This window comes from Hominibacterium faecale (assembly GCF_020734085.1).
Lineage (GTDB): Bacteria > Bacillota > Clostridia > Peptostreptococcales > Anaerovoracaceae > Hominibacterium > Hominibacterium faecale.
In genome coordinates, this window is record NZ_JAJAGH010000008.1 from 343634 (window position 1) to 353652 (window position 10019).

The 10019-nt window shown below is 43.2% G+C and carries 15 protein-coding genes; 11 read left to right on the forward strand and 4 right to left on the reverse strand.

The features are described 5' to 3' along the window. Positions 1-26: 26 nt before the first annotated feature. From LG211_RS12980 to LG211_RS12990, 3 genes are all read left to right on the forward strand, one after another. A complete protein-coding gene (locus LG211_RS12980; protein ID WP_148398953.1) occupies positions 27-1460 on the forward strand; it encodes an MFS transporter in 1434 nt (477 codons plus the stop codon). Between the two features lie 29 nt (positions 1461-1489). Further along, on the forward strand, positions 1490-2779 hold the full coding sequence (locus LG211_RS12985) for a M28 family peptidase (protein ID WP_253019766.1): 1290 nt from the start codon (positions 1490-1492) through the stop codon (positions 2777-2779). Between the two features lie 336 nt (positions 2780-3115). Next, positions 3116-4024 (forward strand): CpaF family protein, encoded by a 909-nt coding sequence (locus LG211_RS12990; protein ID WP_269477704.1) that lies wholly within the window; start codon positions 3116-3118, stop codon positions 4022-4024. A 24-nt stretch (positions 4025-4048) separates the two neighbouring features. Here the strand turns inward: LG211_RS12990 and LG211_RS12995 are convergent, their stop codons facing one another. The 3 genes from LG211_RS12995 to LG211_RS13005 all read right to left on the reverse strand — a co-directional run bounded on the left by LG211_RS12995 (position 4049) and on the right by LG211_RS13005 (position 6506). Continuing rightward, the gene (locus tag LG211_RS12995) at positions 4049-5422 is read right to left on the reverse strand and encodes a recombinase family protein (protein ID WP_269477705.1); all 1374 of its coding nucleotides are present in this window, start codon (positions 5420-5422) and stop codon (positions 4049-4051) included. A 152-nt stretch (positions 5423-5574) separates the two neighbouring features. Next, on the reverse strand, positions 5575-5799 hold the full coding sequence (locus LG211_RS13000) for a hypothetical protein (protein ID WP_269477706.1): 225 nt from the start codon (positions 5797-5799) through the stop codon (positions 5575-5577). Positions 5800-6125: 326 nt separating this feature from the next. Then, positions 6126-6506 (reverse strand): helix-turn-helix domain-containing protein, encoded by a 381-nt coding sequence (locus LG211_RS13005; RefSeq protein ID WP_269477707.1) that lies wholly within the window; start codon positions 6504-6506, stop codon positions 6126-6128. 150 nt (positions 6507-6656) lie between these two features. Between LG211_RS13005 and LG211_RS13010 the strand changes: the two genes are divergently transcribed. Both LG211_RS13010 and LG211_RS13015 read left to right on the forward strand, forming a co-directional pair. Then, positions 6657-7406 (forward strand): Rha family transcriptional regulator, encoded by a 750-nt coding sequence (locus LG211_RS13010; RefSeq protein WP_269477708.1) that lies wholly within the window; start codon positions 6657-6659, stop codon positions 7404-7406. Positions 7407-7417: 11 nt separating this feature from the next. Next, positions 7418-7618, forward strand: a complete 201-nt coding sequence (locus LG211_RS13015) for a hypothetical protein (protein ID WP_269477709.1) — start codon at positions 7418-7420, stop codon at positions 7616-7618. On the opposite strand, the gene LG211_RS13020 is transcribed toward LG211_RS13015, so the two are convergent. Then, positions 7602-7919, reverse strand: a complete 318-nt coding sequence (locus LG211_RS13020; protein ID WP_269477710.1) for a hypothetical protein — start codon at positions 7917-7919, stop codon at positions 7602-7604. The two genes, LG211_RS13015 and LG211_RS13020, sit on opposite strands and share 17 nt — an antisense overlap. A 103-nt stretch (positions 7920-8022) precedes the next feature. On the opposite strand from LG211_RS13020, the gene LG211_RS13025 reads away from it, so the two are divergent. From LG211_RS13025 to LG211_RS13050, 6 genes are all read left to right on the forward strand, one after another. Beyond that, positions 8023-8175 (forward strand): hypothetical protein, encoded by a 153-nt coding sequence (locus LG211_RS13025; RefSeq protein WP_269477711.1) that lies wholly within the window; start codon positions 8023-8025, stop codon positions 8173-8175. Between the two features lie 229 nt (positions 8176-8404). After that, the gene (locus LG211_RS13030) at positions 8405-8725 is read left to right on the forward strand and encodes an STIV orfB116 family protein (protein ID WP_148399149.1); all 321 of its coding nucleotides are present in this window, start codon (positions 8405-8407) and stop codon (positions 8723-8725) included. A gap of 48 nt (positions 8726-8773) precedes the next feature. Next, positions 8774-9019 (forward strand): AbrB/MazE/SpoVT family DNA-binding domain-containing protein, encoded by a 246-nt coding sequence (locus LG211_RS13035; RefSeq protein ID WP_148399150.1) that lies wholly within the window; start codon positions 8774-8776, stop codon positions 9017-9019. Then, positions 9016-9255: a hypothetical protein gene (locus LG211_RS13040; RefSeq protein WP_148399151.1), complete on the forward strand. Its 240-nt coding sequence runs from the start codon at positions 9016-9018 to the stop codon at positions 9253-9255. Before LG211_RS13035 ends, LG211_RS13040 begins: the two co-directional genes overlap by 4 nt. Continuing rightward, entirely contained in the window at positions 9248-9445 is a 198-nt protein-coding gene (locus LG211_RS13045; protein ID WP_148399152.1) for a hypothetical protein, read from the forward strand. The genes LG211_RS13040 and LG211_RS13045 overlap by 8 nt, the downstream gene beginning before the upstream one ends. Further along, positions 9442-9969: a hypothetical protein gene (locus LG211_RS13050; RefSeq protein WP_148399153.1), complete on the forward strand. Its 528-nt coding sequence runs from the start codon at positions 9442-9444 to the stop codon at positions 9967-9969. Before LG211_RS13045 ends, LG211_RS13050 begins: the two co-directional genes overlap by 4 nt. Positions 9970-10019 lie beyond the last annotated feature (50 nt).

The window sequence follows — 10019 nt, forward strand, 5'->3', positions numbered from 1 at the left end:
TTTTTTTAATTAAAGGAGGAGAACTTATGGATAACAATACAGCGATGAATGTTAATGAAAAGCTCCCGCTGAAAGTCAAACTGGCTTATGGGCTATCGGGATATTCCAGCTTTATCACCTGGACTATTTTCAGCGCCTACGGGCTTTATTTCTTCACAGATATTGTAGGAATATCAGCGGCGTTTGCCGGAGCGATGATCTCATTGGGAACTGTTTGGGATGCTATTTCCGATCCTCTTGTCGGCTCAATATCAGACGGGATCAAGAGCGAAAAGGGCAGGAGAAGACCACTTATCATAGGTGTGGCTATACCATTTGCCCTTATCAGTATTTTATTGTTTACTAATTTCGGTTTCAGTGAACAGGTATCTAAGGTATATTTCGTCGTTGTCATCATTTTGTACTACACTGCACAGACTGTGCTGGACATTTCCTGTTCGGCGCTGGGATCGGAAATGACAATCGATTATGATGAACGTTCTACCCTTGCCACATTGAAAAACTTCTTTGCAATGGTGGTCGTAATGGCATACAGTCCATTCCTGTTGTTAACGGAATTCTTCGGTCAGTTCTTCGAGAATTCCGACTATGGCTGGAGCTGCACCCTGGCAGTATATATGGCAGTGGCACTTGTGTGCATCTTTATCATATGGAAAACGACGAAAGGCTATGAGCGTCATCATGATTCTACCGTGGACAATAAGCTGGACAAGGCAACCATCAAACAGATTATAAAGAATAAGTCTGTAATAATTGTAATGATCCTTTTCGCCGTAGGCGTTATCGGCATGACATGCAGCAATTCTCTTATGGTTTACTACTTTACATATTACGTGCAGCTCAATTCGGCGCAGATCGCGACGGCATTCCTGGTACTTGGGATCGCTTCTTGCATTGCTTCACTGATTGTCGATGTGATCATCAAAAAAACATCCAAGAGAATCGCATGGGTAATCACCCTGCTGGAATCGGCAATCGTTGTGATCCTGTTTGTAGGCTTTATCATCGGCCCGGGGGATTTGGGAAAGGTATGTGTATTTGTAGCGCTGGTATCATTGGGGACTGCTGCGGTTTATCAGGTGCCATGGGCTATGATCCCGGATACGGTGGATGTAAATGAGCTGAGCACGGGCAAAAGAACAGACGGCGTAATCTTTGGTCTGATTGCGTTCATTCAGAAATGTGCAGGCGCGCTTTCCATATCCATATGTGGTGTAATGCTGACGGTGATCGGTTATTCAGCAGAGGCCGTACAGACAGCTGAAACATTGAGTTCATTGAAATGGCTTTATGTGTGCGGATGCGGCGGAATATTCGGGATCATAGCTATTGTAGGGCTGATCTATCCGTTGTCAAAGAAGAGACACGATGACGTTATCAAGGCAATCAATGATAGAAAAGAAGGCAAGGATGTTGATCTGGCTGAATTTAAGGATCTGCTCATTACCAAAAAAGGATAATGATAGATGTTTACCGGGAGGTGGAAAAAATGATCGAACAGATGGCATATGACCATACAAAATATTTTGCAGAGGAATGCGGTGTAAGGCTCGCAGGAACAGAAGCTGTTATCAAGGCAAGTGATTATATACTGGATTATTATAAGCAGCATGGCATAAAAACAGAGATTCATGAATTCGATGTGCCGATCTGCAAGGTTATTGAGTCGAATCTTAAAGCGAACATCGGAGGAAAATGGTCGGAGCTGGGACATACTCCTGCTTTGTTTTCCAAATCGACTGCAAAGGGCGGGGAGACCTTCCCGCTCGTTTTCCTCGAGGACGGCAGCACTGCGGCATTCGAAGAAAATGATGTCAAAGGCAAGGCTGTGCTGATTTATAGGGATGTATATTTTGTCTATCCCGATATCAGTATGTACAAAAAACTTAAGGAATACGGAGCGGCAGCTGTAATATATACAACAGGAGAGTTCCACATGGATGTACCTTATGTGTATGCTAATTTTGAAACAATGGATGAGGATTATACGATACCCACTGCTGTCATTTATTATCAGACGGCTCGCGAGCTTCTCAAACAAGATGTGAAGGAAATATTCATAAACCTGCAGTTCGATGTAGCAATGAGTACCAGCAGGAATACGATCGGTGTCATCGAAGGTGCACTCAGGCCTGAGGAAAACGTTATTATCTGCGGGCATCTTGATTCATCAATGGGAAGTGTGGGAGCTACGGATGATGCTGCCGCAGTGGCTGCGGTGATGGAGCTTGCAAGATACTACCAGCAGCTTGCTGATGCAGGGAAACCGCCGGCAAGGACGATGAGATTCATTGCCTGGTCCGGTCACGAATGCGGACTCCATGGAAGTAAATATTATCTGCTTGAGCATCGCGACATATTTGAAAATACGAAATTTGTACTCAACTATGATGTTATCGGAAATGATATTTGTTCGTATGCAGCCATTGGCGGCTGTATGCCTGAGGTGGAATCAAAACTGAATGAAATCATGGAGGAACAAAAGCTAAAGTGGCCTGTCATAATGGAACCCCAGGTGGTCGATGCGCTTAACTTTGCAGCTAAGGAGATCGCCCAGATAACCTTGTTTGCTGATGTTGTAAGAGGAAATCATACGGTATACGACAATATGGATCTGATTTCCGTAAAGGGCTTTAAGAGACCGATAGCCTTTTCAAAGGCTGTGCTGGACTGGGCGGCAGGTGATGTGGATATTATACAGGGTTATCCTTCGGAGCTTACGCGGGCCATGAAAGAAACCAGTGAAATGTACGGATGGGGTCTTTTTGGACTCGTTTAGCTAAGATATGTAATCAGTCAAGGATAGGCTGCCGCACTGATATGCTTTTTGATTTACCGCAATGATTTCTATTGCTAGAACAATTCTTAGTGTGTGGTCTCATGGAGCCACTTATAAATGCAGCCAACTGAAAGGCGGCAGAATAAAGCTTAATCTGATTTTGCGGCTATGACCAGTGCCATCGCTTGCCGCAGCGTTAAGCTTAGGACCCGACAGAGGTGTTAGAGGACTTCTGCCGGGTTTTTTCTATTTGTCGAATCTTGTCGAAAAAATGGGTGTTGTAATTATTTACCATTTGCGTTATACTAACATCAGGAAAGGAAAATAAAGTAAATTATGGAGTTAAATGTAATTCGAGGCCCGGATATAGATTTGGGACAGATCATTGAAGAGATCCGTACGACCCTAACCACTGCAGATGAAAATGAGATTACTGACGAGCAGGCAATGGAAGCCATTGAGGATTATGTGCTGCGGGATAAACGGCTGGCGATGCGGTCACCAAAGGAAACCCGCAGCCTGATCCGCAGGATTTTCTATTCCCTGCGCAGGGATTTGGATATTTTACAGCCTTTCATTGAAAATCCCAATGTATCGGAGATCATGGTCAATGGTAAAGATCATATTTTCATCGAAAAGGGAGGAAAACTGAAACAGGTCGATCTGACCTTCGATACGGTGGAGGATTTGGAAGAATTAATCCGGCGGCTGGCCGCCAGAGTTCATCGGGAGATCAATGAACTCAATCCCATTGTGGATGCCAGGCTGGAGGACGGATCGAGGGTGAACGCAGTTTACAAAAATATCGCCCTCAACGGACCGATTCTGACAATCCGGAAATTTCCCCAAAAAGCGATCGATATGGGAGCGCTGATTGGAATGGGGAGCATCACCAGAGAAGCCGCTGATTTTTTAGAAAAACTGGTAAAGGCCGGATATAACTGCTTTATCAGCGGAGGAACCTCTTCGGGAAAGACGACCTTTCTCAATGTTCTATCCAACTTCATTCCAAAGGATGAGCGGGTCATTCTCATCGAAGACTCGGCAGAGCTTCAGATCAAGCAAATCGAAAATCTGGTCAGGATGGAATGCAAACAAGCCAATGTCCAGCAAAAGGGACAGGTTACGATGGCCGATTTGATTAAAACCAGCCTGAGGATGCGTCCGGACCGCATTATTGTAGGTGAGGTTAGAGGCAAGGAAGTGATGGATATGATTCAGGCCATGAATACGGGGCATGACTGACACATACTTTTACTATAGTTCATCTTATAAAAAAACAGGGGGCTGGACGTCTTTGTCCTCGGTTATATAAATTGCCTTGATTACAGACCTCCAGAGCGTCCGCTTTTCCTCACGGTCCAGATCGTCGTATGTGGATTTAAAATCTTTTGCCAGAAACGCATTGATTTTTTCGACATTGGCTCCCGGTGCCGGTGCTTCTTCGAGCTGTTCCAGCTTTTTTGTGTAAGCATCATAATCTTTCTTGTACTCTTTTAAATCGATCAGGTCATTTACATACAATTCCTTGAGTTTTCGCAGTTTTGCCCTGATTCTGGCCTTCTCAGCCTGCGGTTTCTTGTTCTCTTTTGCAGTAATTTCGTATCTGATTGCATAGTCTTTCATTTGCCTCTCGACATTCTGCAAGAGGTATTCCTCGATTACAGACTCCCGTATGGAGGCATTATTGGTGCAGGCATGGTAATTATAGTGCTTACTGCATCTGTAATAGTAGGTATGTCCGCCGCTCTTTAGCGGGTCCGCTACGCCGTGCATAACATTACCGCAGACCTGGCAGCGTGCAAGGCCAGAGAAAAGATAACAATGCACGCCGGTCCGTGAGTGCTGGTGTAAAGTCTCACAAATGCGCCGCATTTCATTCATTTTTTGTTTTTCCACAGCGGCCGGGCAATAGTCTTTGTTTCCGCGATACTCACCGGCATAAAGATCATTATAAATCATTGCTTTAAAGGTCTGATCGGTCCAGTGTACACCGTATTTGTCCCCGATATAGATTCGAGTCTTGCGCCTGCTCTGACAGGCTAAAAAATGATCAAAAGCGTCGAGCGTGACAGCAATCCGTTCTTGATCTATAGCGATCCGTTTTCTTCCGCTGGATCGGTCGATTTTGAGTCCATACGGCAGAGAGCCAGAAATTACCTCACCATTCGCAACTTTATTTTTTTGGATTCCCTTAATCCGGTCGGACGTGCGATCAGCTTCATCTTCTGCTATAGCAAGCTTCAAATTAAGCTGTAGGCGACCATTTGTTGAGTAGGTGTCATATTGCTCCTGTGTGCATTTCCACTGGACGTTATGGGCGTCTAGGACCTCCTGGACTTTCCAGTAGTCTTTAATATTACGTGTCCAGCGGTCGAGTCGCACAAAGAGGATAATGTCGGCTTCATCACGTTTTACATGCTCCAACATATCCCGGAGCGCCTCTCGCTTGTGGAGGTTCTTTCTGGCCGTTTTTCCGGCGTCAATAAATGTTCCGACCGTTACCATGTAGTGAGCCTTTATAAACTCGTCAAGATCAGCGTCCTGAGCCTCCAAGCTAAAGCCTTTTATGGCCTGCTCTGCGGTGGACACTCGTATGTATTTTAGCGCTCGTTTTCCGTATAGTGATTCATCTACAAACATGTTTTGTCTCCTTTCTTTGCATTTTTGCGTATACAAAAGCCAGGGCTTGCAATGCCCCGGCCATACATGATACAATGTAGGTGCGAGTTACAAGGTTGTATCATATACGACCGTACGCATTGGCTCCCAGCGATGGGGGCTTTTGTTTTAGATTATTTAACTTCCCACGAGTTTCCACAATGTTGGCAAACTGCAACTTTGGCGTTTTTAAATTTAGTTTGCTCTTTGCGTTTTGGAACAAATACAGATAGCCCTCCAGTCATCATAGCGGCGGTTCCCCTTGCCATTTTTCGTCCCATTGACCGCTTTGTGGTTTTGGAACCCTGCTCTACTATTTGCACTACAACATCTTCACTCTTACAATTTGGGCATTTCATAACTTTTTCCTCCTTTAAAATTAAAACTATTATTCCAATTGTTACCAATTAACCCCAAATTCCCCAATAAAAACTTTTTTGTGCTAAACTATAGTAAATTCAATGTGCGCGCACACCTGCAATTTTATACCAGCATTTTTCTTATTGATTCGAAAGAACGTTTGTTCTATAATAAACATACGTTCGAAAGTTCGGAATGCGACCAGGGGAGGTGTTGCACATGTTGAATTATAAAAAGCTTATCATTGATCTTGTAAATGAAACGGATGATATGAATAAACTGAAACTCTTATATCGCATTATCAAAAGGTACTTGGCTGAGTAAATCACTCAGCCTTTTTTGATGTCATTTTTTTTGCGATCCGTTCAATGTCACTCCAATCATCGAGATCGAGTTTTGCTAAAGCTTCAATAAACTTTTTTCGGAATGACTCATCCTCTTCCTTTAATAAGTCTACCATGAAGTCTGAGATAGCTTCGCTTCTAGTAAGCTCTTTGAACATTTCCCCTGTACCTGTTCGGAGCCACTCTTCATTTACATTATATTTTTGACATATATCAGAAATGACTCTATCGGTTAACGCTATTCTTCCTATCTCTATATTGCCCATGTTTGAGCGTGATATATTGAGCGATTCAGAAAACTCTTGTTGTGTCAGTTTCAAGACTTCTTTTCTTAGGTGTTTAACTCTTTCATACGATTTCAATGGATCACCCCCTTTCAGGTAATAAGAGTATACCATAATAAAAAATGCTTGTAAAGCACAAAAATATAAAATAAATGCTTGACAATAGCAATAATAAAACATATAATGTGCTTAACAAGCAAACATGCAAAGCGATACAACAGAGAGGAGGTGAGGACAATTACAGATTTAGTTTTCTTAAAAAATGATGAGGCCGTTTGCGATAGCTTACAGGTTGCGGAGAAATTTGGGAAAAGGCATCAAGAAATCCTATACGCCATCGAAGGGAGAAAGTGTTCTTGCAATGGCGAGGGGTGTAATAAGTGCAACAACAGGGGTTATCAACAACTTGGGTTGCTACAAGAGGATTTGGAGGTAAACGCAAAATCGCACTTATCTAAAATGTTTATAAAATCATCATATAGAGATGATGGTGGTAGAAAAAGACCATTGTACTTGATAAACCGTGACGGGTTTTCTCTCTTGGTAATGGGATTTACAGGTAAAAAGGCTCTTGAATGGAAGCTTCAATATATAAAAGCCTTTAACGCTATGGAAAATTTTATTAAAGAAAAATCTACCCAACAGTGGATAGAGACTCGAAAGGCCGGAAAATTAACACGTAAGGCCGAAACAGATACCATAAAACGTCTTGTCGACTATGCCAAAGATCAAGGAAGTACCCATGCGGACATGCTCTATATGACTTACTCAAAATTGGCTAACAAGATGGCCGGAATTAAAACCCGTAATCAGGCGACAATAATGCAACTCAACAATTTATCATTGATTGAAAATATCATATTACATGTAATTGACACGGGAATTTTGATGCAGAAACATTATAAAGAAATTTATCAGGACTGTAAAAAACGGTTGGAACAAGTTAAAGATTTGGCCTATTTAGATCAGGCCAGTTAGGAGGTGAAAAGGTGGACACAAAAAAGCTTGAATCAATTCACATTGACCTAAATAAAGGGATTTTTGAATTAAATGGAAAGCCAATGTGCTGCGTCAAGGAGCTCGATCTGCGAACATACGAAGACGACGGGAGTACAAGGTGGAGCCTGCGCATTGCGAAAGATGAGTTTTATTCGGGATGCACAGGCCAAAAGGTTACGGACGAAGCTTAGCAATGATATCAACAACTTCTTTTAATCTGTTTTTGAAACGATTTTCTATGTAAATAATTGCATCATCGGTCAGTTGAAAGCTGTTGTCAATATACGCTTTCAGAAGCTTCTTGTTGCGAAGTTCCTTGATGGCTGATCTAATGTCAGATTCAAGAGTTCCTTGTAAAAATTGAGTTTGCAAAACGGCAGGATTCCCAAACATTATCGCGTTTTCTTTATCAATTCCATTTTTGCGGCGGGTTAAAAATTCTTCGCAAATCTGACAAAATATAAGATCAGTATCCTTGGTAAGTTTAATCATTCGTTTTCTCCTTTCTATGTACTCGGCCTGGCGGGGCCTGTAGATACATTATAGGAGAGATGACGCAAAAAGTAAATTATTGGAAATGAAAGGGGGTGAAAAGATGGGCGACGAAGAAAAGAGAATTGCCAAGGCGGTAGCAAAATCTATTTCTAAAATGTCGGAATTTGAAAAAGGGTACATTTTAGGGATTGCGGAGAGCAAGGTGGAAGATAAAAAGAAAAAAACCGAAGACAAGCCAAAGAAAACCGGATAGGAGGTATAAAAATGAACATTGACAGATTAATGGAAGCACTATCACGTATTTTGAGTCAAAAATACGGGGCAGAAATTAAGGCCACAGCGGTAAAAAAAGAGGGAGCGGCATGAAATGGTTATTGCTAGAGATTGCCGGATGGCTGGGCATCGGAATGGCGATCATGCTCCCGGCGCTATGGCTGAATGGAATGTTATATCAATATGGAATATGAGAAAAGGAGAGAACAATGAAAATCGGAATTTTAAACACATCAATCTTAACAACAGCGGGCGAGTATACCTTAAAGGACATCACCTTAGAGGACGCAAAACAGATTATTGCAGGACAGGAGATTGACAGTGCAGTTGGACATCAGTCTACATCAGAGATTTTGACGACACTACTCAAGAGAGACGTGCCAGTTAACCGCCAGTTTTTTCAGCAGCAGGTAGGGCAAAAATGTATCGTCTTTAAGCTATTAGGCCGCCCGGAGGAAGGCAAGATTTTGAGCCTTGAGGACATCGAGAAAATCGGATATAAATTCCAATTACTTGAAAGAAAAGCGTAAAGGCCGGAAGACGCAGGAAGTTATTGAAAAGTTGAGAGGAGTAAGACAATGAAAAACACTGGAATCGTAAGAAGAATCGATGATCTGGGCAGGGTTGTGGTCCCAAGGGAGCTGCGGAGGTCCTTGCAGATTGAAAATGGAGACGAGGTTGAAACCTTTATGGAAGGCGACCGGGTCATCCTGAAAAAGTATGAACCAGGCTGCGTCATCTGCGGGAGCATGGACAATTTAGTGGATTTTCGCGGGAGGCCAGTTTGTGGGATGTGCCGGACGATGTTGAGGGAGGAAAAATGATGGAAAAGAAAAAAGAATTTTTGGAGCAGGTCAAGCTTGCGCTAATCGAGGACCCGAGAAGCAATGTGGCAGACATTACCTACCAGAGTGATGAAGGTAGGGAAATCATCACCGTATACTTTATCGGAGGCGGGAAGCGAAGGATCAATGCAACCTGCAATAGTAACGGAGCCAACTTTATGGAAGTGGGCCGAGCTGTCTATGAGGGAGGTGCGCGAGGTGAAATCTATGAATAATCTAACTGCCTGCCCCAGATGCGGCAACACAGAGATCGGTCCGGAGTATAACTACTGCATCATCTGCGGACTGCAATTAAAAGAAAACGCTCCCGCAGGCTTTGCAGAGCCAGATGCAGGAGCAAATCGAATTAATCAAGTACAGGATAAACCAATTCAGGAGGTTTGTCAAATGGAGGAGAAGAAATGAGTAAGACACATTGGAAAAAATTTCAGAACCCGGACTATATCGGAGCATATGCTTTCGATGAGGGTGAAGAAAAAGTAGTAACAATAGATTATGCACAGAAAGAAAAATACACAGGTAATGGAGGCAAGAAAGATGAGGGGCTGGTTGTCCATTTTGCCGAAAAAGACGTTAAGCCAATGATCGCGAACTCAACCAACTCAAAGCGGATCGAGAAGGTGGCCGGAAGCCCATATGTCGAGGATTGGCACGGTGTCAGGATCCAGTTGTATACGGAGGTGGTCACTGCGTTCGGAGAAACGGGGCCTGCTGTAAGGGTCAGGGACTTTGCGCCAAAAGAAGAGTTTTACTGCGACGATTGCGGCGCAGCAATCAAGGCGTCAGATGGGAAAAGCCCGCGGCAGATCGCGGCGTCGACAAAGAAACGGTACGGCGTAGAGCTTTGTGCGAACTGTGCGACAAAGCGGTTTGAAGCCAAGAAAGCAGAAGAAGCGGAGGAACCAGTAAATGAAAACGACGAAGATTAAGATAAAAAACCTGTTCGGTATTACAGAGACGGAGCTAGATGGAAAAAGCA